This window comes from Enterobacter sp. KB-221C9 (assembly GCF_041320715.1).
Lineage (GTDB): Bacteria > Pseudomonadota > Gammaproteobacteria > Enterobacterales > Enterobacteriaceae > Enterobacter > Enterobacter asburiae_D.
Genome location: NZ_JBGIWG010000001.1, coordinates 102,120 through 127,300, shown reverse-complemented (window position 1 = coordinate 127,300; position 25,181 = coordinate 102,120). Strand labels below are relative to the sequence as shown.

The 25,181-nt window shown below is 56.4% G+C and carries 19 protein-coding genes; 7 read left to right on the top strand and 12 right to left on the bottom strand.

Annotated features, from left to right (window positions below):
* Window positions 1-8 precede the first annotated feature (8 nt).
* Together ssuC and ssuB are read left to right on the top strand one after the other, a co-directional pair.
* Complete coding sequence (gene ssuC / locus AB8846_RS00530) at window positions 9-800, top strand: aliphatic sulfonate ABC transporter permease SsuC (protein ID WP_023311016.1); 792 nt, start codon at window positions 9-11, stop codon at window positions 798-800.
* Window positions 797-1,567 carry an aliphatic sulfonates ABC transporter ATP-binding protein gene (ssuB, locus tag AB8846_RS00525; RefSeq protein ID WP_370731767.1) on the top strand — a complete coding sequence of 257 codons (771 nt, stop codon included), beginning with the start codon at window positions 797-799 and terminating at the stop codon, window positions 1,565-1,567. The genes ssuC and ssuB overlap by 4 nt, the downstream gene beginning before the upstream one ends.
* A gap of 51 nt (window positions 1,568-1,618) precedes the next feature.
* On the opposite strand, the gene pepN is transcribed toward ssuB, so the two are convergent.
* Complete coding sequence (gene pepN, locus AB8846_RS00520; RefSeq protein WP_370731766.1) at window positions 1,619-4,231, bottom strand: aminopeptidase N; 2,613 nt, start codon at window positions 4,229-4,231, stop codon at window positions 1,619-1,621.
* Window positions 4,232-4,485: 254 nt separating this feature from the next.
* On the opposite strand from pepN, the gene pncB reads away from it, so the two are divergent.
* The 4 genes from pncB to aspC all read left to right on the top strand — a co-directional run bounded on the left by pncB (window position 4,486) and on the right by aspC (window position 10,342).
* Window positions 4,486-5,688, top strand: coding sequence for a nicotinate phosphoribosyltransferase (pncB, locus tag AB8846_RS00515; RefSeq protein WP_370731765.1), 1,203 nt, complete (start codon window positions 4,486-4,488; stop codon window positions 5,686-5,688).
* Between the two features lie 166 nt (window positions 5,689-5,854).
* The gene (gene asnS / locus AB8846_RS00510; RefSeq protein WP_063144409.1) at window positions 5,855-7,255 is read left to right on the top strand and encodes an asparagine--tRNA ligase; all 1,401 of its coding nucleotides are present in this window, start codon (window positions 5,855-5,857) and stop codon (window positions 7,253-7,255) included.
* Between the two features lie 605 nt (window positions 7,256-7,860).
* Entirely contained in the window at window positions 7,861-8,967 is a 1,107-nt protein-coding gene (locus tag AB8846_RS00505; RefSeq protein WP_331412823.1) for a porin, read from the top strand.
* Window positions 8,968-9,151: 184 nt separating this feature from the next.
* Window positions 9,152-10,342: an aspartate transaminase gene (gene aspC / locus AB8846_RS00500; protein WP_331412824.1), complete on the top strand. Its 1,191-nt coding sequence runs from the start codon at window positions 9,152-9,154 to the stop codon at window positions 10,340-10,342.
* A 49-nt stretch (window positions 10,343-10,391) separates the two neighbouring features.
* Here aspC and AB8846_RS00495 read toward each other — a convergent pair whose 3' ends face one another.
* The 7 genes from AB8846_RS00495 to cmoM form a co-directional block, all read right to left on the bottom strand.
* On the bottom strand, window positions 10,392-11,039 hold the full coding sequence (locus AB8846_RS00495; RefSeq protein WP_370731764.1) for an MBL fold metallo-hydrolase: 648 nt from the start codon (window positions 11,037-11,039) through the stop codon (window positions 10,392-10,394).
* 20 nt (window positions 11,040-11,059) lie between these two features.
* A complete protein-coding gene (locus AB8846_RS00490; RefSeq protein WP_023335137.1) occupies window positions 11,060-11,611 on the bottom strand; it encodes a YcbK family protein in 552 nt (183 codons plus the stop codon).
* A gap of 174 nt (window positions 11,612-11,785) precedes the next feature.
* On the bottom strand, window positions 11,786-13,609 hold the full coding sequence (gene ldtD, locus AB8846_RS00485; protein WP_370731763.1) for a L,D-transpeptidase: 1,824 nt from the start codon (window positions 13,607-13,609) through the stop codon (window positions 11,786-11,788).
* 178 nt (window positions 13,610-13,787) lie between these two features.
* Entirely contained in the window at window positions 13,788-18,239 is a 4,452-nt protein-coding gene (mukB, locus tag AB8846_RS00480) for a chromosome partition protein MukB (protein WP_370731762.1), read from the bottom strand.
* Window positions 18,239-18,943, bottom strand: a complete 705-nt coding sequence (mukE, locus tag AB8846_RS00475; RefSeq protein WP_008499954.1) for a chromosome partition protein MukE — start codon at window positions 18,941-18,943, stop codon at window positions 18,239-18,241. Before mukE ends, mukB begins: the two co-directional genes overlap by 1 nt.
* A complete protein-coding gene (mukF, locus tag AB8846_RS00470) occupies window positions 18,924-20,246 on the bottom strand; it encodes a chromosome partition protein MukF (protein ID WP_331412826.1) in 1,323 nt (440 codons plus the stop codon). The genes mukE and mukF overlap by 20 nt, the downstream gene beginning before the upstream one ends.
* 3 nt (window positions 20,247-20,249) lie before the next feature.
* Complete coding sequence (gene cmoM / locus AB8846_RS00465) at window positions 20,250-21,029, bottom strand: tRNA uridine 5-oxyacetic acid(34) methyltransferase CmoM (RefSeq protein WP_023311004.1); 780 nt, start codon at window positions 21,027-21,029, stop codon at window positions 20,250-20,252.
* Window positions 21,030-21,153: 124 nt separating this feature from the next.
* On the opposite strand from cmoM, the gene elyC reads away from it, so the two are divergent.
* Window positions 21,154-21,933 (top strand): envelope biogenesis factor ElyC, encoded by a 780-nt coding sequence (gene elyC, locus AB8846_RS00460; RefSeq protein ID WP_370731761.1) that lies wholly within the window; start codon window positions 21,154-21,156, stop codon window positions 21,931-21,933.
* Here elyC and AB8846_RS00455 read toward each other — a convergent pair.
* The 4 genes from AB8846_RS00455 to AB8846_RS00440 form a co-directional block, all read right to left on the bottom strand.
* A complete protein-coding gene (locus AB8846_RS00455; protein ID WP_063144414.1) occupies window positions 21,910-22,803 on the bottom strand; it encodes a YcbJ family phosphotransferase in 894 nt (297 codons plus the stop codon). The genes elyC and AB8846_RS00455 overlap by 24 nt on opposite strands.
* A 142-nt stretch (window positions 22,804-22,945) precedes the next feature.
* Window positions 22,946-23,692, bottom strand: coding sequence for a 3-deoxy-manno-octulosonate cytidylyltransferase (kdsB, locus tag AB8846_RS00450; RefSeq protein WP_023311001.1), 747 nt, complete (start codon window positions 23,690-23,692; stop codon window positions 22,946-22,948).
* Complete coding sequence (ycaR, locus tag AB8846_RS00445) at window positions 23,689-23,871, bottom strand: protein YcaR (protein WP_006174474.1); 183 nt, start codon at window positions 23,869-23,871, stop codon at window positions 23,689-23,691. Before ycaR ends, kdsB begins: the two co-directional genes overlap by 4 nt.
* Before the next feature lie 45 nt (window positions 23,872-23,916).
* Window positions 23,917-25,146: a winged helix-turn-helix domain-containing protein gene (locus AB8846_RS00440; RefSeq protein WP_370731760.1), complete on the bottom strand. Its 1,230-nt coding sequence runs from the start codon at window positions 25,144-25,146 to the stop codon at window positions 23,917-23,919.
* Between the last annotated feature and the right edge of the window lie 35 nt (window positions 25,147-25,181).

Below are 25,181 nucleotides of genomic sequence, written 5' to 3'. Positions count from 1 at the left end.
GAGTGACCATGTCTGCCACCTCACAAAAATGGCTGCTGCGCGCCGCGCCGTGGTTTTTACCCGTCGGCATTGTGGCTCTCTGGCAGCTCGCGTCATCCACCGGCTGGCTGTCGAGCCGCATTCTGCCCTCTCCGGAGGGCGTCGTAGAAGCGTTCTGGTCGCTGAGCGTGAGCGGTGAGCTGTGGCAGCATCTGGCGATCAGCTCCTGGCGCGCCGTGATAGGGTTTTCCATTGGCGGCAGCATCGGTCTGGTTCTGGGCTTGATCAGCGGCCTTTCCCGCTGGGGCGAGCGGCTACTGGATACCTCCATTCAGATGCTGCGAAACGTGCCGCATCTGGCGCTGATCCCGCTGGTTATCCTGTGGTTTGGTATTGATGAGAGCGCCAAGATCTTCCTCGTGGCGCTGGGCACATTGTTCCCGATCTACATCAACACCTGGCACGGCATCCGCAACATCGATCGCGGTCTGGTCGAGATGGCGCGCAGCTACGGCTTATCGGGTTTCTCTCTCTTTATACACGTGATCCTGCCGGGCGCCCTGCCCTCCATTATGGTCGGGGTGCGTTTTGCGCTCGGCCTGATGTGGCTGACGCTGATTGTGGCAGAGACCATCTCGGCCAATTCAGGCATTGGCTACCTGGCGATGAACGCCCGCGAATTCCTGCAAACGGACGTGGTGGTGGTTGCCATCATTCTGTATGCCCTGCTCGGCAAACTCGCCGACGTTAGCGCCCAGTGGCTGGAGCGCAGCTGGCTGCGCTGGAACCCGGCCTACACCCTTCAGGAGGCGAAAGCATGAATACAGCACGACTGAACCAGGGAACACCGTTACTGCTGAACGGTGTGACCAAACGCTACGGCGAAAACACCATTCTTAACGGGCTGGATCTGCATATTCCCGCCGGACAATTTGTGGCCGTTGTCGGTCGCAGCGGCGGCGGCAAGAGTACCCTGCTACGCCTTCTGGCCGGACTGGAAGCCCCCAACGGCGGTGACATTCTGGCAGGAACGACGCCGCTTTCGAATATTCAGGACGATACCCGCATGATGTTTCAGGACGCGCGCCTGCTGCCGTGGAAAACGGTTATCGACAATGTCGGGCTCGGTCTGAAGGGCAACTGGCGGGATGAAGCCCGCCAGGCGCTGGCCGCCGTTGGGCTGGAAAATCGTGCGGGTGAATGGCCGGCAGCCCTCTCGGGTGGGCAGAAGCAGCGCGTGGCGCTGGCGCGCGCGCTGATTCACCGTCCGGGCCTGCTGTTGCTTGATGAACCGCTCGGCGCGCTCGATGCCCTGACGCGGATCGAAATGCAGGATTTGATTTGGTCCCTGTGGCAGGCGCACGGCTTTACGGTACTGCTGGTCACCCATGACGTGAGCGAAGCCGTCGCGATGGCTGACCGGGTGCTGTTAATAGAAGAAGGGAAAATTGGCCTGGACCTGACGGTCGATCTTCCTCGCCCTCGTCGCGTCGGTTCGGCAAGACTGGCGGAGCTAGAGGCGGAAGTGCTGGATCGGGTAATGAAACGTGGGGTGAATGAGCGGGCGTTGATTAAAGCTAATGCCTGATGCCCTCACCCCGGCCCTCTCCCACAGGGAGAGGGAGGGTTAAGCTTTCTATCAGGCCAGCGCCTTAGCAATCTTCTCGTACAGATCGCCAGACAGGTTCTCCAGCCCTTTCAGCTGCTCAAGCGCGGCACGCATCTTCGCCTGACGCTTCGCGTCGTAGCGTTTCAGACGGATTAGCGGCTCAATCAGGCGGGACGCCACCTGCGGGTTACGGCTGTTCAGCTCGGTCAGCATTTCCACCATGAACTGATAACCGCTGCCGTCTTCGGCGTGGAACGCGGCCGGGTTGCTGCTGGCAAACGCGCCAATCAGAGAACGCACGCGGTTTGGGTTGCTCAGGGTAAAGGAGCGATGCTTCAGCAGGCTGCGCACGTTGCTGAGCGCATCGGCCGCCGGGCTGGTCGCCTGAAGGATGAACCACTTGTCCATCACCAGGCCATCCTTATGCCACTTGTCGTCGTACTCCTGCATCAGCGCATCGCGGCACGGCAGTTCGGCGGCAACGCTTGCACCCAGCGCGGCCAGGGCGTCGGTCATGTTATCCGCTTCGTGATACTGCTTGCTCACCAGGGTGTTCGCCAGCCCGGTTTCACCAAACGCCAGATAGCGCAGGCAGGTATTGCGCAGAGAACGCTTACCAATGTCGGCGTGCTCAACGCGATAAGCGTCAAGCTTGTTGGCGTTATAAATCGCCAGGAACTCATCGGCCAGTTCTGCAGCCAGCGTACGGGTCAGCGCTTCACGCACCGCCACGATGGCAATCGGGTCGATGATATCAAACAGCTCGGCGATTTCAGTCGCTGACGGCAGGGTCAGAATTTCAGCGGCCAGCGCCGGGTCAATCTTCTCATCCAGCAGGATCGCGCGGAACGCGTCAGCCACATGGACAGGCAGCGACAGCGGCTGGCCCTGCTGATGACGGTTTACGTTGAGCTTAATGTAGGTCGCCAGCAGGCTTTGCGCCGCATCCCAGCGGGAGAAGTCGTTACGCGCGTGACGCATCAGGAACGTCAGCTGCTGATCGCTCCACTTGTACTCCAGCTTCACCGGCGCGGAAAATTCGCACAGCAGCGCAGGTACCGGCTGGAAGTAGACGTTATCAAAGATAAAGGTCTGCTCGGCCTGGGTCACGTTCAGCACGTGGTGTACCGGGTGGCCGCCCTTCTGGAGCGGGATGACTTTGCCTTCGTTATCGTACAGCTCAATGCTGAACGGAATATGCAGCGGATATTTCTCTTCCTGCTCGGCCGTAGGCGGCGTGCGCTGGCTGATGGTCAGCGTGTACTGCTCGGTTTCCGGGTTGTAGTCGTCTTTGACGGTAACAATCGGCGTACCGGCCTGGCTGTACCAGCGGCGGAAGTGAGAGAGATCGACGTTAGAGGCATCTTCCATCGCCTGCACAAAATCGTCGCAGGTGGCCGCGCTGCCGTCATGACGCTCGAAGTACAGCTGCATCCCTTTCTGGAAGTTCTCCTCACCCAGCAGGGTGTGGATCATGCGGATAATTTCAGCGCCCTTCTCGTACACCGTCAGGGTGTAGAAGTTGTTCATCTCGATGACTTTATCCGGGCGGATCGGGTGCGCCATTGGGCTGGCATCTTCCGCAAACTGCAGGCCACGCATGGTGCGCACGTTGTTGATGCGGTTCACCGCGCGTGAACCCAGATCGGAGCTGAACTCCTGATCGCGGAAGACGGTCAGGCCCTCTTTCAGGCTCAGCTGGAACCAGTCGCGACAGGTAACGCGGTTACCGGTCCAGTTGTGGAAATATTCGTGGCCGATGACGCGTTCAATATCGAGGTAGTCTTTATCCGTTGCGGTATCGGTACGCGCCAGCACGTATTTGGAGTTAAAGACGTTAAGGCCTTTGTTCTCCATTGCGCCCATGTTGAAGAAATCGACGGCGACGATCATATAGATGTCGAGGTCATATTCGAGGCCGAAGCGCTCCTCGTCCCACTTCATAGAGTTGATGAGGGAGGTCATCGCCCACGGCGCACGGTCAAGGTTGCCGCGGTCAACAAACAGCTCCAGCGCCACTTCGCGGCCTGAGCGCGTTTTGAAGGTGTCGCGCAGAACGTCGAAGTCCCCCGCCACCAGCGCAAACAGGTAGCACGGTTTCGGGAAGGGATCCTGCCACTGTACCCAGTGACGGCCATTCTCCAGCTCGCCTTCGCCTACGCGGTTACCGTTGGAGAGCAGGAAGGGATACAGGGTTTTATCGGCGATGATTTTGGTGGTGAAGCGCGCCAGGACGTCCGGACGGTCGAGATACCACGTAATGTGGCGGAACCCTTCCGCTTCACACTGGGTACACAGCGCCACGCCTGACTGGTAAAGCCCTTCCAGCGCGGTGTTGGCGGCTGGGCTGATTTCATTCACGATGCGCAGCGTAAACTGTTCCGGCAGGTTGTCGATGACCAGCTGGTTGTTTTCTTCTTTATAGTCCGACCAGGCTTCATCATTAATATGCAGGGAGACCAGCGTCAGGTCTTCACCATCCAGACGCAGCGGCACCGCAGTTGCGCTGTGACGCGTCACCTGGCTCACCGCCGTGACAACGGTTTTAGTGGCATCCAGGTCAAAAGTCAGATCGATTTCGCTAATCAGGTAATCCGGCGCACGGTAGTCGTGGCGGTATTTGGCTTGTGGCTGTTGTGTCATAGAAAACCTTATGCATCGTTTGTCGAGTAACGTTTCAATATATTCCTGTTGCGCAAAACGCGCTATGCAGAATGTTCATCTTTTCAGGTACAAAACCTTTTTTTGCTACATTTGTATAACACGGGGCACAAAATGCCCTCGACCATAAAACGCGCTTATGTTGTGATCGGGGTTCAATAAATCACTAAACAAGGTATACTCCGGAGTTGTTTATTGTACTAAACGCTCCTGTGAGAGGATGCTACTGCGCACCTATGACTCAATTCGCTTCTCCAGTTCTGCATACGTTGCTGGATACCGACGCGTATAAACTGCATATGCAGCAAGCCGTTTTCCACCATTACTATGACGTTAATGTCGCGGCGGAATTCCGCTGTCGTGGCGACGACTTGCTTGGTATCTACGCAGACGCCATCCGTGAACAGGTCAATGCTATGCAGCATCTGACGCTGCAGGACGAGGAATATCAGTGGCTTTCTGGCCTGCCTTTCTTCAAAGCCGACTACCTGAACTGGCTGCGCGATTTCCGCTATAAGCCGGAACAGGTCACCGTGCTTAACGATAACGGCAAGCTGGATATTCGCCTTGAAGGTCCGTGGCGGGAAGTGATCATGTGGGAAGTGCCGCTTCTGGCGGTGATCAGTGAACTGGCTCACCGCTACCGTTCGCCGGAAACCGGCGTCGAGCAGGCGGTCGCCGCGCTGGAAAATAAACTCACTGCCTTCTCCACGCTGACCGAAGGGCTGGACATGTCCCGCTTCCGCCTGATGGACTTTGGCACACGTCGCCGTTTCTCGCGTGACGTTCAGGAGGCCATCGTTAAACGTATGCAGCGGGAGCCGTGGTTCGTGGGCACCAGTAACTACGATCTGGCACGCCGCCTCAACCTGACGCCAATGGGCACCCAGGCGCACGAGTGGTTCCAGGCGCATCAGCAGATCAGCCCAGACCTGGCTAACAGCCAGCGCGCGGCACTGGCCGCATGGCTTGAGGAGTACCCGAATCAACTCGGGATCGCCCTCACCGACTGTATTACGATGGATGCCTTCCTGCGCGACTTTGGTCCCGAGTTCGCTGAACGTTACCAGGGGTTACGCCACGACTCCGGGGATCCGGTTGAATGGGGCGAGAAGGCCATTGCCCATTACCAGAAACTCGGCATCGATCCGATGAGCAAGGTGCTGGTCTTCTCGGATAATCTCGACCTGGCGAAAGCGGTCGAACTCTATCGCCATTTCAACACCCGGGTGAACCTGAGCTTCGGAATTGGTACCCGTCTGACCTGCGATATTCCTCAGGTAAAACCTCTGAATATCGTCATCAAACTGGTGGAATGTAACGGCAAGCCGGTGGCAAAACTCTCCGACAGCCCGGGTAAAACCATCTGCCATGACAAAGCGTTTGTCCGCGCATTGCGCAAAGCGTTCGATCTTCCCCAGATCAAAAAAGCCAGTTAAGCGCTTACGGGAGCCTTCATGGCTCCCTTCTCCTTATTTATTTCTCAATTCTTCTCTTTTGACTGCGAAATTTACTTGTCTGATAGCAGATGGCAGGTAACATAGATATCCCCCCTTAAGGGTGGACAAGTGTTTATTTTTTCCGACTATTAACAGAGAGAATATTATGAGCGTTGTGCCTGTAGCCGACGTACTCCAGGGCCGTGTCGCCGTTGACCAGGAAGTCACCGTGCGCGGATGGGTGCGTACCCGCCGAGATTCTAAAGCTGGCATCTCCTTCCTTGCCGTCTATGACGGTTCCTGCTTTGATCCTGTACAGGCCGTCATTAATAATTCTCTGCCCAATTACAATGATGACGTTCTGCGCCTGACAACCGGTTGCTCCGTCATTGTTACCGGCGTGGTTGTAGCATCACCGGGTCAGGGCCAGAGCTTCGAAATTCAGGCGTCCGCGATTGAAGTCACCGGCTGGGTTGACGATCCGGACACCTATCCGATGGCGGCAAAACGTCACAGCATCGAATATCTGCGCGAAGTCGCCCACCTGCGTCCGCGTACCAACCTGATTGGTGCGGTGGCGCGCGTGCGTCATACGCTGGCGCAGGCGCTGCATCGTTTCTTCGACGAGCAGGGTTACTTCTGGGTGTCTACCCCGCTGATCACCGCGTCCGATACGGAAGGTGCGGGTGAGATGTTCCGCGTCTCGACGCTGGACATGGAAAACCTGCCGCGCACGCCTGAAGGTAAAGTGGACTATGACAAAGACTTCTTTGGTAAAGAAGCCTTCCTGACGGTATCTGGTCAGCTCAACGGCGAAACGTACGCCTGTGCGCTGTCTAAGATCTACACCTTTGGCCCAACCTTCCGTGCCGAAAACTCCAACACCAGCCGTCACCTGGCGGAATTCTGGATGCTGGAGCCTGAAGTGGCGTTCGCCGACCTGGACGATGTTGCGGGTCTGGCGGAAGCAATGCTGAAGTATGTCTTCAAAGCGGTGCTGGAAGAGCGTGCTGACGACATGAAATTCTTCGCAGAACGCGTAGACAGCGATGCTGTGGCGCGTCTGGAGCGTTTCGTCTCTGCTGACTTTGCGCAGGTGGACTATACCGACGCGGTGGCGATCCTCGAGAAATGCGGTGAGACGTTCGAGAACCCGGTTTACTGGGGCGTTGACCTGGCGTCTGAGCACGAACGCTATCTGGCCGAGAAACATTTCAAAGCGCCGGTTGTCGTTAAAAACTACCCGAAAGACATTAAGGCCTTCTATATGCGTCTTAACGAAGACGGTAAAACCGTGGCAGCGATGGACGTACTGGCGCCGGGCATTGGTGAAATCATCGGTGGCTCTCAGCGTGAAGAGCGTCTTGACGTGCTGGACGCGCGTATGGAAGAGATGGGGCTCAACCCAGCTGACTACAGCTGGTACCGCGATCTGCGTCGTTACGGTACCGTACCGCACGCCGGTTTTGGTCTGGGCTTCGAGCGTTTGATCGCCTACGTTACCGGTGTTCAGAACGTACGCGACGTGATTCCGTTCCCACGTACTCCACGTAACGCCAGCTTCTAATCGATAAAAACTAAAATGGCCAGCATCTGCTGGCCATTATTTTATTCTGTATTGTCAGTTTTCGTCAGCGCAAAGTCAGGGTCTTTAAACCTTCTCCCCGTCACAACCACTACCTGTTACGTTTTGTTTCCGCGAAATATCCAGCCACAAAAAATAAACCCCATTCTTATTGCGATTATTACATCCTCAAGCGATAGCACAAATTTCAACCACTTTTACAGCCATCCAGAAGTCTTTTTGGGGTCATAAGAAAAACAGAGTCGTTTAACGTCTGTTGATACGAATCGCCTTTATCTCAATTAATCATAAGCAATTCATATATATAGGATAGGTTTTGCCGTTTAATTCGCCAGGCTGGTCTGAAGTTTGAGGTGGTTCACAAAGTTCCCAAAAATACATATTTAGTTACACATAATTTCTTTTGGTTACTTAATCTTGAGAATTGTAGCACTTTCAGGCTAGCGAAACGCTTCGCCGAATGGAAAGATGCCTGTCAGATACATAAAGACACCAAACTCTCATCAATAGTTCCGGAAATATTTATTGACAGAATTTATTGACGGCAGTGGCGAGTGTCATAAAAAAACCAATGAGGGTAATAAATAATGATGAAGCGCAATATTCTGGCAGTGGTAATCCCTGCCCTGCTGGTAGCCGGTGCAGCTAACGCTGCAGAAATCTATAACAAGAACGGCAACAAGCTGGACTTCTACGGTAAAGTTAACGCCGAGCACGACTTCGTGACTTCCGGTGATAGCACAAACAATAACGACGCTACCTATGCGCAGATCGGTTTCAAAGGCGAAACTCAGATCAACGACCAGCTGACCGGTTACGGCCAGTGGGAATACCGTTTCGTGGCTAGCGATGCAGAAAACTCTGCACAGAAAAACAAAAACCGTCTGGCTTTCGCTGGCCTGAAAGCGGGCGACGCTGGAAGCATCGACTACGGTCGTAACTACGGTATCGTTTACGACGTAGAATCTTACACCGATATGGCGCCGTCCTTCTCTGGTATGACCTGGGGCGGTAACTATGTTGATAACTTTATGACCAGCCGCAGCACCGGTCTGCTGACCTACCGTAACAGCAACTTCTTCGGTCTGGTTGACGGTCTGAGCCTGGGCGTTCAGTACCAGGGCAAAAACGACCGTGCTGACGTTAAAACTTCTAACGGTGACGGCGTAGGCTACTCCCTGGGCTACGATTTCGGCGAAGGCTTCGGTGCAATCGCATCTTACAGCAACGCTAACCGTACTCTGAATCAGAAAGCTGACGGCGAAGGCGACAAAGCTGAAGCATGGGGTCTGGGTCTGAAATACGACGCCAACAACATCTACCTGGCGACCACCTATGCTGAAACCCGTAACACCACCCGTACCGGTCCTAACGGTGATGCTGGCTTCGCTAACAAAACGCAGAACTTCGAAGTTGTTGCTCAGTACCAGTTCGATTTCGGCCTGCGTCCAGCCATCTCCTACGTGCAGACCAAAGGTAAAGACCTGGCTGCCGTCAATGGCTTCAGCGGTGGCGATGCAGACCTGGCTAAATTCATCCAGGTTGGTACCACTTACTACTTCAACAAGAACTTCAACGTGTGGGCTGACTACTACATCAACCTGCTGGACAAAGACTCCGACTACGCGAAAGCTGTTGGCGGTCTGAACGGCAACGACGATATGGCTGCTGTAGGCGTGACTTACCAGTTCTAATCAGTACACCACTTTGTTATATGCTTAATGAACAGGGCTTCGGCCCTGTTTTTTTATGCGTGACAGAAAATAATGGCGACTTTTGAAAAGCCGCACGCTTTTCGTCGCAAACGGTTGGCATTTTGTAAATCTACCGTTAACCTGATAGCGGATTTCACTTCTGTAATCACAATGGAACTTCGTCATGTTTGAGAACATTACCGCCGCTCCTGCCGACCCTATTCTGGGCCTGGCCGATCTGTTTCGTGCCGACGACCGCCCTGGCAAAATCAACCTGGGTATTGGTGTATATAAAGATGAAACCGGCAAAACTCCGGTACTGACCAGCGTTAAGAAAGCTGAGCAGTATCTGCTGGAAAACGAAACCACCAAAAACTACCTCGGTATTGATGGTATCCCTGAATTTGGTCGCTGCACCCAGGAGCTGCTGTTCGGTAAAGGCAGCGCAATTGTGAGTGACAAACGCGCCCGTACAGCACAGACCCCAGGCGGTACCGGTGCGCTGCGCGTGGCGGCGGATTTCCTGGCAAAAAACACCTCTGTTAAGCGCGTATGGGTAAGCAACCCAAGCTGGCCGAACCACAAGAGCGTGTTTAACTCAGCGGGTCTGGAAGTGCGTGAATATGCCTACTACGACGCGGCAAACCACTCTCTCGACTTTGACGGCCTGCTGGCGAGCCTCGGCGAAGCGCAGGCGGGTGACGTAGTGCTGTTCCACGGCTGCTGCCACAACCCAACCGGTATCGATCCGACGCTTGAGCAGTGGGAACACCTGGCGAAGCTGTCCGTAGAAAAAGGCTGGCTGCCGCTGTTTGACTTTGCCTACCAGGGCTTCGCCCGTGGTCTGGAAGAAGATGCCGAAGGCCTGCGCGCGTTCGCAGCCGTGCATCAGGAGCTGATTGTCGCAAGCTCTTATTCCAAGAACTTCGGTCTGTACAATGAGCGCGTAGGCGCCTGTACGCTGGTTGCAGCTAACGAAGAGACCGTCGATCGTGCGTTCAGCCAGATGAAATCGGTTATCCGCGCGAACTACTCTAACCCACCGGCACACGGTGCGTCTGTTGTTGCCACCATCCTGAGCAACGATGCGCTGCGCGCTATCTGGGAACAAGAGCTGAACGACATGCGCCAGCGCATTCAGCGCATGCGCCTGCTGTTTGTGAACACCCTGGCTGAGAAAGGCGCGGACCGCGACTTCAGCTTTATCATCAAACAGAACGGCATGTTCTCGTTCAGCGGCCTGACCAAAGAGCAAGTTCTGCGCCTGCGTGAAGAGTTTGGCGTGTACGCCGTCGCGTCTGGCCGCGTGAACGTTGCAGGCATGACGCCTGACAACATGGCGCCACTGTGCGAAGCGATTGTCGCCGTACTGTAATTTGCGCCCATAAAAAAGCCTGCGTTATGCAGGCTTTTTTTTATTCTGGTTACCAGACAGGCATTTCATCCTGAAGGAACGGGTTATGGAGCCGTTCATAGCCCAGCGTCGACATCGGACCGTGTCCAGGAATAAACGTAACGTCATCACCCAGCGGCAATAGCTTCTGTTTAATCGACTGAATCAGCTGCCCGTGGTCGCCGCGCGGAAAATCGCTGCGTCCTACGCCACCTTTGAAGATCACATCGCCGGAAATCAGCAGACGGGACTGGTCATCAAAGAAGACAATATGGCCTGGCGTATGCCCAGGACAATGCAACACCTGTAAAGTCACATCCCCTACGTTAACGCGCTCTCCCTCATTCAGGTAAGCGTCGGGCGTCAGGGGCTGACACTCATCAAGGCCAAACATGCGGCTTTGGGCGGGTAACCCCTGCAGCCAGAACTCATCTTCTTTTTCCGGGCCGATCACCGGCACACCGTAGTGTTCAGCCAGTTCAGCGGCAGCACCTACATGATCAAGATGACCATGAGTGAGCAAAATCTGCATCAGCGTGACGCCGCTTGCTGCGACTTCCTGCTTGATTTTCTCAGCGTCACCGCCGGGATCGACAAGCGCGGCCAGTTTAGTCTGTTCGCACCAGATCAATGAACAATTCTGGGAGAACGCGGTAACCGGAATAATACGATAGTTCATACTGCTCCTGTGTTTCGTTATTACCAGTGCCGAACCGGACCGGTATCAATATGCACAAAGTTGCTGCTGGGGTAATATCCTACACCACCTGCGCGCATAGATAACGCGGCTTTGCGAATATTGGCTAACGAAACGCCTTCAATATGGAAATCCATTGCCTGTCCCTTCGTGTGATAGCTTTTTTTCGCTACCCCGCGGCTGTGGGCGCGCAGTTCATTGTTGGTATCAATCGAGCGATAGCCAGAGATGAGCTGAACCGGCTTGCTGGTGCCCAGCAGGCCCTGAAGGCGGAAAATCTGATCAAACAGTCCTGGATCGATGGCTTTTATTTTATTCGCGCGGAAATCACGGAAAAAATGGTTAAGTCTTGCTAATTCATCCTGAATATAGCCTCTGCCATCGAAAAACTCCGCTTTTAGCGACTCACCGGTATGAAGATTGTTGAGCGTTAAAACTCGCGGACGAGGTGTCGAGAGGGTGGCAAATGCTGGCGTCGGCAGGATGGCCGCTGCGCCAAGCGCAACGCCACCTAACGCCAGCAGTTTGCGGCGATTAGCGTCAAATTTGTCCATGATAATCAGGTCTACAGGTAAAAGAAATCGTAATATGCTTAGCGCACGAAGGGCACCATAACTGGCAAAACCAGGTACGTCAAGGCGCCCAACCCCAGTGAATATGCGGCTTGCAGCGATATAGCCCCTTATTCACCATAACTTACGACAATCATTTTTCCCGAACTGCTTCATTTACCTGATTAATTGTTCCGCTTTTGGCAAAATTTGTGCGCCGGATCGCGCGGTGAGATCATAATTGTAAATATCTGTACGATACTGAGTACGCCCGTCTTCGCCCACAAACGCCGTCAGATAGTAAAGATTGACCGGAATATTGTGGCGAATATTAACGTAACGCGTATCCCCCTGTTTCAGGGCATCCGAGATGCGCGTATCGTTCCAGCCCGCATCCTGCAGCAGCATATTGGCCAGCTCCGAGGCTTTGTTCACGCGCACGCAACCAGAACTCAGCGCACGAGTATCTTTCTGGAACAGGTTGTGGTTCGGCGTATCGTGAAGATAGATGGCTTCTGAACTCGGCATATTGAATTTGTAGCGCCCTAAAGAGTTGTGCGCCCCGGGAGCCTGCTGGAAACGGAACGGCAGATTCGACGCGGTGATCGTCGACCAGTCGACCATATAAGGATCGATAGCCTCTTTACTGTTCCATCCACGCATCACCGTATAGCCATGACGCTCCAGATAACCCGGATCGTTCCAGACCTTCGGCAAAATATCTTTTCGCGCTAGAGTCGGCGGCACGTTCCACGGCGGGTTAACCACCACGTTATTCAGCGCGCTGCTCATCATCGGTGTTTTACGATCCGGACGCCCGACAATCACGCGAGACGCCAGCTTTTCGCTACCATCCTGATAATAGACCAGGGAATACGCCGGGATGTTAACCATAATCCCGGTAGAGAGCGTTCCCGGCAGCAAGCGCAAACGCTGAATATTGAGCGCCAGTACCCCTGCCCGCTGCGCAGGCGATACGTTAAGCCAGTCGCGCGTCGTCTGGCCAATGACGCCATCGGCCCCCAGCCCCTGAGCGGCCTGGAATTGCTTAACGGCCGCAACCAGCTCGCGATCGTAAGCCGCAGGTTTGCTGCTCAGGGCATCGGCTTTCTTCTCTTTCACGGGAGCTGACGGGCTGACGGCGACGCTTTGCGAATCATCACCCGGGAGAGCAATCTTTGGCCCGCCGTCAAGAAGACCGGAACGCATCAGGATCTCGCGCAGGGCAGGCACATCGCTGCTCCACTGCCCTGGACGCAGCGTCGCGGTACCGCGCATTTGCGGCCACGGACGCGTGTCCCCCACCAGCGCGAGGAGCGACTGGTGCAGAGTGGCATATTGTGGATGCGCCGGTGCAAGGCTGGCGATAAAGCGCGGCAGATCGCCGTTATCCAGCGCTAGCTGCCATTGGTTAATCACCGACAGCGCCGGCGTCGCCAGCTTGTACGGCTTATCGCTGTACAGCCAGCGGTTACCGTTGACCGGAATACCCGCCACGAACTGCAGGTAGCCCATCATGGCATCGGAAAGCACCACGTCCCGCGCCTGCCCGGTGACGGCAGGATCGGTTAACAGCTCAACCCACTTTGTAAACTGCGGCTGAAATCCTGCAATCGCAACCTCCGCCAGCTGCTGCTGGAAGGCGCGCACGGCATCGCGGTTTTCCCACATGGGTTTCATATCGCGGGCAGCATAGAGGAGCGTAAGCTGATTGATATAGACAGGCGCGTAGCCTGACGGCAGCTCCGACTGCAGCTGCTGGCTGAGCGATTCGGCGTCGATGCCTTCCGGCAGCGGTTTAATACCGGCCATGATAGCCGTTGCCGGAGACTGGTCCAGCGGCTGGGACAACGACGTTGGCTGCGCGCCTGTCGTTGCCGAGCTGTCAGTCGGTACAATTTCAGGCTCGTCGGCCTGGGCGGTTAACAGCGGAGCAAACATCACTGCCAGGCATAAACTCAGCGCAGACAGCTGACGACCACATTCTTTCTTAAGCAACATCCCTTGCCCCCTGTTTTCACGACATGCCCATCACGTTGGGGCTTTCTTTCATTATAGGTAGACGGCTAAGCTGTTGCCTTACCTTATGTAAAGAAGTTTAAAGATAACGCAGCCCTAAGCACAAGTTAAGTTTAAAAAAAAAGCGGCGCCAGTGCGCCGCTTCGGGTCAGAAGACGCGTCAGGAAGCGTCCGCCGTGGTTTCCGGCAATGATTCCGGCGGCTGCGGCGCAAAGCCACGCAGCCCCACAACGTGAACGTGTTCGCTGTTCTGGAACACTTTACGCACCAGTTTGTAGGTCGTGCCCTTCTCGGGGCTGATGTTCTCCGGCGCCGCGATAATGAGCTGCATGTCGAGACGTTCGCAAAGCTCGAACAGCGTAGCAATTGAGCGGGCATCAAGACGCGCCGCCTCATCCAGGAACAGCAGTCGGCATGGCGAGATGTCTTTGCCGCGCAGGCGGCGCGCTTCATCTTCCCAGCTCTGTACGACCATCACCAGAATTGACATCCCGGTACCGATCGCTTCACCGGTAGAGAGCGCCCCGGATTCCGCACGCAGCCAGCCGTCTGAGCCACGGTTTACCTCAACTTCCATTTCCAGGTAGTTACGGTAGTCCAGCAGCTCTTCACCGATGGTTTGCGGCGTACGTTGCCCCATATCAATCTGCGGGTTCAGGCGCTGATACAGCTTCGCCAGCGCTTCGGAGAAGGTCAGACGGTTGCTGTTGAACAGATCCTGATGCTGCTCGTGCTGCTCAGACAGCACTTCCAGCAGCGTCGCGTGGGCTTCACGCACGTTGACGTTGAGGCGCACGCTGTTCACCTGGCCAAACGACACGCTCTGCAGACCCTGGTTCAGCTGGCGGATACGGTTCTGCTCGCGCTGAATGGTTTTACGAATGATGTTCGCCACGCTGCGGGAGCTGATCGCCAGCTTCTGCTCGCGGGAGGTCAGCTCTTCCGTCAGGCGACCCAGCTCGATTTCCATCTGTTCGATGGCTTCAACCGGATCGTCGGTACGGATGATGTCCTGACGAATACGCTCGCGCAGGTGCTGGTAAACCGCCACGAAGAACTGGATTTTACGTTCCGGACGTTTTGGATCTTCCGACATACGCAGCACGTCGCGCAGGTGTTCGTTATCCGCCACCGCCAGACGCAGCGCACCCAACGCCTTATCCGACATAGAACGCAGCTCATCGGCAGAGAGGTACGCCAGTTCACGGCGGTGCAGACGACGCTCAACGTTATTGTCTTTCACCATGCGCATCACCGCGCACCAGCCCGCCTTGGCGGTCACGACCTGCTCGCGCATCTCAAAGTAGTCGCGCTCCAGCTTGCGCAGGCGACGGGTCAGGTTATCCATTTCCGCTTCGCAGAAGGTCAGCGCTTTTTCCAGCTGATTACGACGCGCGCGGTTATTGCTGAGCTGAGAATGCAGCTCGTCACGACGAATACGCGCGCGCTCTTCTGCCCCGCTGTCGGCACGCACGCCGATGTCCTGAAGCTCTTTCTGCAGATCGTTTAACAGCTCTTTCTTGGTATCGAAGGAGCTTTTCAGCGAGGCCAGCACCTGGTTGTACTGGTTCAGCTGAGCGGAGTGGCTGCGCATTGCTTCGCGGGCGCGAGTACGTTCCGCTTCCGCCTGCTCAAGGCGCTGGCGCAGTTTTTCGTTCAGGTCGCTGTTACCGCTCAGCATTTCAGCCGAATCGGAGTAGCCAAAGTGGGCCCGACGCTGCACCACTTCCGTCAGGGCAAACGCCTGCTGACGCGCTTCGCGCTGCACCTGCTGCGACCAGGCATAATCTTCTTTTAACTGCTCGAACTGTTCCGGGTCGCTCTGCAGTACAGACACGACCGGCTCCAGCTTCGCCAGCTGATTGCCGTGCTGCTGAACGAAACGCGCAGCTTCCTGCGCTTCATCCAGACGCTCCTGGATCTCATCCACACGGTCAGCCAGCGTGTCGTCCGCCAGCAGGTTCAGGCGCGGCAGGATGCGGTTAAGGGCAGCGACGCCCTCTTTCGCCTGTTCAAACTGAACGCGACTCTGCTGGTTATCACTTTCATGGCTGGCAATGGCACGTTCCAGCTCGCCACGACGGGTATTGAGCTTGCGGATTTCGGCTTCCGGATCCGCGTCAAACGCCACGGCGAGATGGCTGCCGATAAAGCGGCTGAACGCCTGGTGCAGACGCTGGGTTTTCTGCACGTCAAACGACAGGGTCGCAAAACGTTCAGACAGCGTCTCACGCTCGGCGTGCAGGCTTTCGATGCGGCTTTCGCGCGCGGCGCGGCCAAACAGCGGCAGCTCAGGGAAGCGGGAATAACGCCACTGACGGTCGGCGATTTTCACCACTACCGCTTTTTCCAGCTCGTCGACGCTGAATACGCTGTCATCGAACGACTGCGGATCCCCTTCGATCAGATAGAGATCTTCCGGGCAATCTTCCAGGCCGGCAAGCTGGTCAGAAATCAGCGACAGATCCGGGACCACAATCGCGTTGCGGGATGGACCGTACAGCGCGGAGAAGTACGGGGCATCGTCAAGGCCAACATCGTCATAAATCTCGGACAGCAGCACGCCGCCAAAACGCTCGGCTAGCGCATTCAGGCGCGGATCTTCTGACCCGCCCGGCTGGCTTAAGCGCTCAATTTCTTCATCGACGTCGCGCTTGCGGGCGCCCACTTCGTCACGCTCAACAATGGCTTCGCGCTCGCGCTCCAGCAGCTGCTGCAGGTATTCGGTCACTTCCTGGCTGGATTCGAACTGCTCGCCGCACTGCTCGCTGAGCTGATTCAGGCTGCTTTGAGCCGCCAGCCAGACCGGCGCTCGTTGCAAGAGCGTCTTCGAACGGGACTGAATCTGCTCCAGCTCCTGACGCAGCGTCATACGCTGTTCGCTGGCGTTTGATACGGTATCGGACAGGGCCGCAATACGCGCTTCCAGCTCCTGATGCAGGGCCTCAAGCTCGTCGAAGTCGTAATTTTTACCCTGACGCTTGCAGAAATCTGACAGCAGACGCTCGGCTTCCTGCTGCTCGCGCAGGCGCTGCTCCAGCTCGTTCAGACGCATACGCAGCGGCTGAACCTGCTCGGCCAGATGGCGCTGGTTCACACCGTCGCGCAGCAGTTCACGGGCAACGTCCCAGGCTTCGCTACGCGCCAGCGGGCCGTTAATCGCGACCACCAGCTGATAAGCCTGCTCAAACTGGCTGTGCGCCGTTTGCGCGACGCTCATTTTTTGTTCGAGAGACAGCAGTTTCTCGGTGGCTTCCTGCTCTTTGGCCTGGAAGGTATCCAGCCACTCGTCGGCGCTGTCCGGCGTCAAGTCAGGCAGATGGCACAGCTCTTTCGCACGCTGTAATGCCTGCAATGCCTGGGTGTACTGAATCGCTCGCGTCTGCTGCACGTCAAGTGCCTGCTGGTAATCGGCAAGCTGGTTTTTCAGCTCATCCACTTCCAGCTCGGCCGCTTCGGCGCGGGCTTCGTTCTCTTCCTGCATGTCGGCAGCTTCAGCCACCACTTCATTCTGCTCTTCGAGACGAATTTGCAGCTCATCGAGGTCCGCTTCGTAGCGCTCGATTTTTTCCTGCTGACGCAGCGCGGTCTGCACCAGGTTCAGGTGATCGCTGGCGGCCTGGTAATCGGCTTCCAGGTCGCCTTCAGCACCGTTGTGCTCGCCCAGCTCGCGCGCCATTTCGACGTGCTTGTACTGCTCGGCCACCAGCTGCTTACGGGAGGTAAACAGCTCGCGGCGGTATTCTAATGCCTGATCGAGATGCACCCGGCGCTCGTTGGCGTGGCGCATGTAGTCCGCCGCCACGTAGTTGGTGGCTTCGCTAATCAGGTGTTTAAACAGGTCGCGGTCAGACTGGGTAACGCGAATCGCTTCCAGCGTCATGCGGTTTTCACGCAGCGCCGCTTCCATATCCTGGAAGGCCTTACGCACGCCGCTGTTTTCCGGCAGCAGGTAGTCGCGCAGGGAGCGGGTAATCGCGCTGGAGATACCGCCGTACAGAGACGCTTCGATCAGGCGGTAGTATTTGCTACGGTCTGATGCCGTGCGCAGACGACGCGCCACCACGCCCAGATCGAACATCAGCGAGTGGTAGTCGGTAATGGAGTTGAACTGCTTGAACTGCACGCCTTCGATGGCTTCGAGCTTGTCCTTCAGCTCCTGCAGCGTCAGCACGCGCGCCTGACGTTCGTTCAGGGTTTCCGTCAGCAGCGACGTCGGCTGCACGGACGTTGGCAGACCCTGGATCGCGAACGGTTTGATATCCACTTTACGGTCGCGACCGGCGACCTGCTGCAGGCGCACGCCCACCACCACACGCTGATGACGGGAGTTAATGACGTCCAGAACCGAATAACAAACGCCGGCCTTCAGCTTACCGTGCAGACCTTTATCGCGGGAGCCGCTTGTTGCCCCCGCTTCGGTGGTGTTACGGAAGTGAAGCAGCGTCAGATCGGGGATCAGCGCCGTAACAAAGGCCGCCATGGTGGTGGATTTACCCGCACCGTTACCGCCGGAGAGCGTCGTGACCAGCTCATCCAGATCGAACGTTCGGGCAAAGAAGCCGTTCCAGTTAATCAGCGTCAGTGAGCGAAATTTACCGCGTTCAATCATTACTCTTCCTCCCCGCTATCCGGCAGATTCTCTTCATGCTCATCATTGAGCTGCAAATGGTTTTCCACCGGCATCGCTTCACCGTCGCGGATCATGCGAAGCTGCGCTTCACGCGCGTCATCGCCCGCACGCACGTCGGCGCCGAAGCGGAAGACAGATTCCGTGATGCGGAATTTGCTGCTGTCGTGGCCCATAAACCAGACCATCCCCAGACGACGCAGACGGTTCAGGGAAGAGCGAACCTTTTCCTGTAATTTCTGACGGTCAAGATCCGACCCCGTAGAGCGGTTGTTCACCAGCTTGAGCAGCTTGCTCTCATCAGCCAGCGTCAACAGCTCGTCGTAAAGTTCCTGCTGAGTGAAGATCCCTTCATTCGCCAGACGTTCCGGGCTGAGGTAGAGGTAGCAAAGAATTTTGCCGACCATCATATCCAGCTCGGAGAGCACGGAACGCGGAATCAGCGTCGTGGAGCGCGGGCGCAGGTAGAAAAACCCTTCCGGCGCGCGGATAAGCTCCACGTTGTAGCGTGCGTAAAACTCTTCCAGGTACTCCTGAAAGTCCATCAAAAAGGCGTGATTATCCAGCTCGTCTAAGCCAATGTGACGACCGGCACGCAGCTGGCTGTCCAGCGCCGGAAATAACGGATTCGCCAGCGCCTGTGCCAGTTTAACCGGCATCACTTGTTCAATATTTGTCAATGACATGCGCCTGTACCTTGGCTCCGTAATCGTTAATTGGCTGCCACTTCGGCGGCAGTCCGGTGAAATCTGCTTGCGCGACGCCCAGACGCACCGCCTGGTCTACCACAATGCGGGCTATGTCGAAGTGGCGCGCGCGTGGATATTGCGCCAGATAGTCGCGCACCACGAGCCCAAGATCCAGCGGCACTTGTCTGGTTTTGTAGACGGCGAGCTGTTCTTCGATCATCGCCGCAAGCTGCTCGCGAATTTCGTTAAATTCTTCGTATTCCAGATCCGGCGGCAGTTCACCGGTCACCTCTTCATCGCGCAGCGCCATCTCTTCGTCGCGCATATCCAGCAGACGATCGGCATTGGCGTAGGTCAGCGCCCACGGCGCATCGAAATAGGTCTGCACTGACTGACGCAGACGCTGAGCAAAGACGCGGTTTTTATCCATATCAATCGCGGTACGGATAAATTTATGCACGTGTCGGTCGTAGCCGATCCACAGGTCGATCGACTGCTGGCCCCAGCTGATAATGCGGTCGAGTTTGCTCTGCAGATCGAATACCAGACGGTCGATAAAATGCAGATCGTCATGCGCCAGCGTCGCGTCCTGGATGCGCAGCAGGTGAGCCTGCAGCTTGTCCCCTGCGGCTTCCAGCGTATCCTGGAGCTCACGCAGCGTGCCGGAGGTTTCTGACAGCAGAAGTTCACAGCTGGAGATGGCCGCTCGCCAGTCTTTATTCAGCAGCTGCGCGATATCGTCTTTAACCTGCTGCTGCTGTTCGTCCATCAGGCGCTGGGTGAGATCGATACTGTCGAAAATCTCGGCCACCGAATATTTCAGCGGCGCGTAGACGTTACGGTGCCAGTGGAATTCGTCACCGTTTTCATCCGCCGCGTCGGCGGCGCGCTTAAGTTCCCCCGCCACGATCGAGAGCTGCATGGAAAGACGCAGCGTGGAAAATTCACGCTGGCGAATATAGTAATCGGTGATGCCGATGCCCAGCGGCGTCAGGCGATAGATGGCGTTTCCTTCCGCCTGCTCGCTGGTAAAGCGGTTCAGCAGACGTTGACGCACCATATCGTTGATCGCGTTGTTGGCACGCACGCTAATGGTTTCGCTGGTTTGCTCAAACGCATCACTGACATGGCGGAACGCATCCACCAGTTCACCCTCGCTCATTTCACCGTCCAGCCGTTCGCCGTTCAGCGTGGCAACCGCCAGCAGGAAAGAGAGTCTGTCTACCGGCAGCGAGATGGAGAAATCGTTTTTCCTGGCCCAGGCAACCAGTTCGGGGACTGTCTGGGAAAATTCACTCATAGGTTATCCTTGCATCTGCGGCTTGTGCGCGGTGACGTGAATATAGCGGCCAAGGCTGATAAAAGGCTCCTGACGGCAATACCGCGTTTCTAATTCTGTTAAGGTGTCAAAACAGTCACGCTGTTTGTGTTTTTCACGCAGATAATCATGAAACACCCTGACGCCCGTCTTCCCGACGATCTGCCAGCCAATCGCTTCCAGCCAGCCATAAACCTGCTGTGGATCGCGCGGATAGTCCGGGGAAAGCGTGCGCTTTTTCTTTTTGGGCATCCCGACCTGAACATAGTCGAAGTTTCCTGCAACCATGTTGTGCATCAGGAAGCCGTTAGCATTGTAGAACATCAGCGACAGCGTGCCGCCCGGGCGTAACATCGACCACAGGGTTTGTAACACGCTTTGCGGATCGGCAACCCACTCCAGCACCGCATGAAACAATATCAGATCAACCTGGGTTTCCAAATGCTGTGCGATGTCCTGAGCGGCGCATTGTATAAAATGCATGTTGTCGCTCACACCTTTCTCTTCTGCAGCACGCGTCGCGCGGGCGACCATTTCAGCAGAAAGATCGCAAAGCGTGACGTGATGACCGCGCTCGGCCATTTTTATCGCCGTCTGCCCTTCACCACCACCGGCGTCCAGCACGCGCAACGTTTGGCCGCCGAAGGTCGCCAGAATGGTGTCCAGATCCTGCCAGAGGATCGTCTGACGGAGCTGTCCTTTGGTGGTGCCATAAATGTTGCGCGAAAACTTTTCCGCGATGTCATCAAAATTGCGATCCCGCATTGGGAGAGTTCCACTCGCTAACTGCAAAACCGCTATTTTGTCACACCCGCGCGGAGAATGAACCTCTCTGGTGTAATATCACGGGTAATCGCCTGCTGTATGGTCAAAAAAGGAACCAAAAAGGATGCTTTTTACCCTTAAGAAATACTTTGGAGGGATGATGCTTCCCCTTCCGCTGCTACTCATCATCATCGCGCTGGGGCTGGCGCTGGTGTGGTTCAGTCGCTTTCAGAAGAGTGGCAAAACGCTTATCACGCTCGGCTGGTTTGTCCTGCTGCTGTTGAGCCTGCAGCCGGTCGCGGATGGTCTTTTACGCCCCATCGAAAACAAGTACCCAACATGGCAGGGAAATCAGAAAGTGGCGTATATCGTGGTGCTGGGCGGCGGATATACCTGGGATCCTGACTGGGCCCCCAGTTCAAACCTGATCAACAACAGCCTGCCACGGCTAAACGAAGGCATTCGCCTCTGGCTGGCGAATCCGGGATCAAAAATGATCTTCACCGGCGCGGCGGCCAAAACGAACCCGGTGAGTACGGCTGAAGCGGGCGCCAGAGTCGCGGAATCACTCGGCGTGCCGCGCTCCTCAATCATCACCCTGGACAGCCCAAAAGATACCGAAGAAGAGGCAGCCGCTGTGAAGCAGGCGATTGGCGATGTCCCGTTCTTACTGGTGACCTCCGCCTCACACCTGCCGCGCGCGATGATTTTCTTTGAGAAGCAAGGCCTGCACCCGCTTCCTGCACCGGCAAACCAGATGGCCATCGACGCGCCGCTCAACCCGTGGGAACGGGCGATACCGTCCCCGGCGTGGCTGATGCATAGCGATCGCGTCGGTTATGAGACGCTCGGACGCCTCTGGCAATGGCTAAAAGGCTCGTCAGGCGAGCCAGGGCAAGAGTGATTTTGTTGCCAGATCGAAGTTTGCGCGATTAAAACGTCCGGTGTTGACCAGCTGCGCGACTTCGTCCCAGAGCAGGTAAAGCCAGCGCCGCCAGAGAAACGCTTCTGCAACGGGCGCGCGTTGAAGGTAGTGCCACAGCAAACCTTCCGCCGCCCCGCTGTCGCTGAGCCTGAACAGCTCGTATTCGCGTGGAGCCCAGAGCATGATCCCCGGCCCCAACATCGCCAGAAGCTGATCGCTGCGGGAGTCTTTGAGCATGCTGCGCAGGGTGAAATTACCGTGGATCAGCACGCAGTTGTCATTAAAACCGTCGAACAGCGCCGGTAAGCACTCGCGGGTGCGAAACAGAATACGCTTATCCTGCATGGTTAAACCGGTATTGTTGAACTGGTTGAGCGTCCCCCACAGGACTTCAACCCGCTGGCGATACCACAATGGCCACAGGTTTTCCTGAGTGCTGTCGACCGGACCGACAAGCCCGCGGCTATCCTGACGGTGCCAGGCCAGCAGCGCCTCGACAATCTGGTCTTTTAGCTGCTCCCAGCGTTCCGGCGTGCGCGCGGGCGCTTCAACGGGCACGCCGCGCAGGCGCTCAATCAGCAGCACGTCCGGGCCGGGGTGTTCCTCATGCGTCATCACGCCGTACACCGTCGGCATACGGACGGTTCCCTCCCGCGCCAGCATCGACATTTTCCATGCAAGCTGCCTGGCAACGCCCGGCGAGGTGAAACTTCTGGCCATCAGCGGCATTGGGTTGCCCTGACTGTCATACAACGACCAAAGCGCGGTATCGGCCTTTTCACTCACGCATTCGATCCGGCTTAATTTCTCACCCAGCAGATGGCTAAGTTCGGCACGCAGCTGTTCCATATGAGATTACCCCCCATTAAGACTACTGCTTTTATAATGAGCGTCCTGAAGGAAGATGTCACCCGGAAGAGATCAATTAGGGGAAAAGAAAGGGGAATTAGCGGGAGAGGACATCCCCCCGACCGGAGGGATGCAGGCGGTATTAGCGCAGCTCGGCGCGGACGCGCTCAAGATCTTCCGGCGTATCAACGCCCGTTCCAGGCACTTCGCTGGCAACGGCAACGTGAATTTTTTCGCCATACCAGAGCACGCGAAGCTGCTCCAGCATTTCGATATGCTCCAGCGGACTCGGCGCCCAGGTAACATATCGACGAATAAAACCGGCCCGATAGCCGTAGATCCCAATATGACGCAGGAAGGTATCACCGATGGTCTCTTTAGAGAGCGCAAAGCGATCGCGATCCCACGGGATCGTGGCGCGCGAGAAATAGAGCGCATAGCCTTCAGCATCCATGACCACCTTCACCGCATTCGGATTGAATGCCTCTTCAGCGTGGTGAATCGGCACCGCGAGCGTCGCCATACCAACCTGCCGCTGAGCCAGGTTTTCTGCCACCTGACGGATAATCACCGCCGGGATCATCGGCTCGTCACCCTGCACGTTAACGATGACCGTATCATCACTGAAACCACATTTCTCAACCACTTCCGCCAGACGCTCGGTGCCGGACTGGTGATCGGCGCGTGTCATGCATACCTCACCGCCTGCCGCCTCAACCGCACGGGCGACGTCAGGATGATCGGTAGCAACAATCACGCGATCGGCACCGGATTCACGCGCACGCTCAAGAACATGCACAATCATCGGCTTGCCGTTGATATCCACCAGCGGTTTACCCGGCAGACGCGTCGAGGCATAACGCGCAGGAATAATGACAACAAAACTCATGGTTTGCTCTCTTCTGCCACCAGGGAACGAGCTTCATTTTCCAGCAGTACCGGAATGCCGTCACGCAGCGGGAAAGCCAGGCTGTCCAGCTTGCAGATCAGCTCCTGTTTATCCTGGCTGTAGTAGAGTTTGCCGTTGCATACCGGGCAGGCAATAATTTCAAGTAAACGGTGATCCATAGTTCCTCCGTATGGGTAATCGCTAAAGCTTAACACATTCCCTTTTCAGGGAGTGCCTGTTTCCCAGCCACTTCGACAGGATGTAAACAGTCCGTCGGGTACCCGGCCCAGCGTCACGTCGCGGGCACCCTGCCAGCGCGCGAATTCGCTAATGGCGAACGTTAACCCTTTCTCCAGGCTCGCCGTCACCCTGACGCCCTCTTCCAGATAAAGCGCAATGATTTCAAGCGTGCCGGTCTTGCGGTGCATTTTGGCGTCCATGCGCCCGACCAGTTGCCCCTTATGCAGCAGCGGGAGAACAAAGTAACCATACTGGCGCTTTGGGGCCGGGGTATAACATTCCAGCCGGTAGCTAAAATCGAACAGCTGCTCGGCGCGTTTTCTGTCCCAGACGACCGGGTCGAAAGGCGACAACACCGCACTGTGGGTTGCCTGAAGTTTCCCCTCCAGGGCCAGAGGCAGTAGCGGGAGGAGATCCGCATGCAGCCACATTTCGCCCAGCGTTTCCACCGTGACGGGGATAACGCGCTGTTCGCGTTGCCATACGTCCAGCAGCGGTTTCAGCGCGGGCTGGCGAAGGCGATAATAATCTGCCAGCCATTGCGTGCGGAAAATCCCCAGGCTGCGGGCGCTGTTCTCCAGCATGATGGCCTCGGCTGCCTCCTGGGTAAGCAGGTCACGCTCGTCGTCCCAGTGCGGCATCACGCGATGCGTCAGGTCGTAGACGCGCTGAAAATTACGCCGCTCAATCACCATGACTTTGCCAGAGGTAAACAGCCCTTCGAGATGGCGTTTATGCGGCTTCCACTCCCACCAGCCGCTGGTGCCTTTGCGCGGGTGTTCAAAATCGGCGGAGCGTACGGGACCGTTATCCTGAATATGCGCGATTAGCTGCTCAATTTCGGCCGCATGTTCCAGCATCCACGCCTGTCGGTATTTCCAGCCCATCTTTTCCGGGGCAAGCATACGGTGGCGAACCAGGGCAAAATCGCTGCGGGGCAGGAAGCAGGCTTCATGCGCCCAGTACTCCATTAACTCTCCCTTGCTGAGCGCCTCATCCAGCCACTGCGAAGGATAATTTCCCAGGCGGCTAAACAGGACCAGGTAAGGGCTACGGGCCACAATGTTAATGGTGTCGATTTGAAGCAGCGACATGCGCTGGACGGTAGAGAGAATATCGGTAGGCTGGGCGCGGCGGCGCGGCTTTTTAAGTAGCCCCTGCGCGGCAAGGTGTAAATGACGTGCGGCTGAAAGCGAGAGTTGCGGTAAAGACATGCGTTTTCCTGTCAGTCAAAGCGCCACCAGAACCG

Bases quoted from the DNA above. Each gene is read 5' to 3' on its own strand.
- ssuC (WP_023311016.1), top strand. From the start codon at position 9: ATGTCTGCCACCTCACAAAAATGGCTGCTGCGCGCCGCGCCGTGGTTT.
- ssuB (WP_370731767.1), top strand. From the start codon at position 797: ATGAATACAGCACGACTGAACCAGGGAACACCGTTACTGCTGAACGGT.
- pepN (WP_370731766.1), bottom strand. From the start codon at position 4,231: ATGACACAACAGCCACAAGCCAAATACCGCCACGACTACCGTGCGCCG.
- pncB (WP_370731765.1), top strand. From the start codon at position 4,486: ATGACTCAATTCGCTTCTCCAGTTCTGCATACGTTGCTGGATACCGAC.
- asnS (WP_063144409.1), top strand. From the start codon at position 5,855: ATGAGCGTTGTGCCTGTAGCCGACGTACTCCAGGGCCGTGTCGCCGTT.
- AB8846_RS00505 (WP_331412823.1), top strand. From the start codon at position 7,861: ATGATGAAGCGCAATATTCTGGCAGTGGTAATCCCTGCCCTGCTGGTA.
- aspC (WP_331412824.1), top strand. From the start codon at position 9,152: ATGTTTGAGAACATTACCGCCGCTCCTGCCGACCCTATTCTGGGCCTG.
- AB8846_RS00495 (WP_370731764.1), bottom strand. From the start codon at position 11,039: ATGAACTATCGTATTATTCCGGTTACCGCGTTCTCCCAGAATTGTTCA.
- AB8846_RS00490 (WP_023335137.1), bottom strand. From the start codon at position 11,611: ATGGACAAATTTGACGCTAATCGCCGCAAACTGCTGGCGTTAGGTGGC.
- ldtD (WP_370731763.1), bottom strand. From the start codon at position 13,609: ATGTTGCTTAAGAAAGAATGTGGTCGTCAGCTGTCTGCGCTGAGTTTA.
- mukB (WP_370731762.1), bottom strand. From the start codon at position 18,239: ATGATTGAACGCGGTAAATTTCGCTCACTGACGCTGATTAACTGGAAC.
- mukE (WP_008499954.1), bottom strand. From the start codon at position 18,943: ATGTCATTGACAAATATTGAACAAGTGATGCCGGTTAAACTGGCACAG.
- mukF (WP_331412826.1), bottom strand. From the start codon at position 20,246: ATGAGTGAATTTTCCCAGACAGTCCCCGAACTGGTTGCCTGGGCCAGG.
- cmoM (WP_023311004.1), bottom strand. From the start codon at position 21,029: ATGCGGGATCGCAATTTTGATGACATCGCGGAAAAGTTTTCGCGCAAC.
- elyC (WP_370731761.1), top strand. From the start codon at position 21,154: ATGCTTTTTACCCTTAAGAAATACTTTGGAGGGATGATGCTTCCCCTT.
- AB8846_RS00455 (WP_063144414.1), bottom strand. From the start codon at position 22,803: ATGGAACAGCTGCGTGCCGAACTTAGCCATCTGCTGGGTGAGAAATTA.
- kdsB (WP_023311001.1), bottom strand. From the start codon at position 23,692: ATGAGTTTTGTTGTCATTATTCCTGCGCGTTATGCCTCGACGCGTCTG.
- ycaR (WP_006174474.1), bottom strand. From the start codon at position 23,871: ATGGATCACCGTTTACTTGAAATTATTGCCTGCCCGGTATGCAACGGC.
- AB8846_RS00440 (WP_370731760.1), bottom strand. From the start codon at position 25,146: ATGTCTTTACCGCAACTCTCGCTTTCAGCCGCACGTCATTTACACCTT.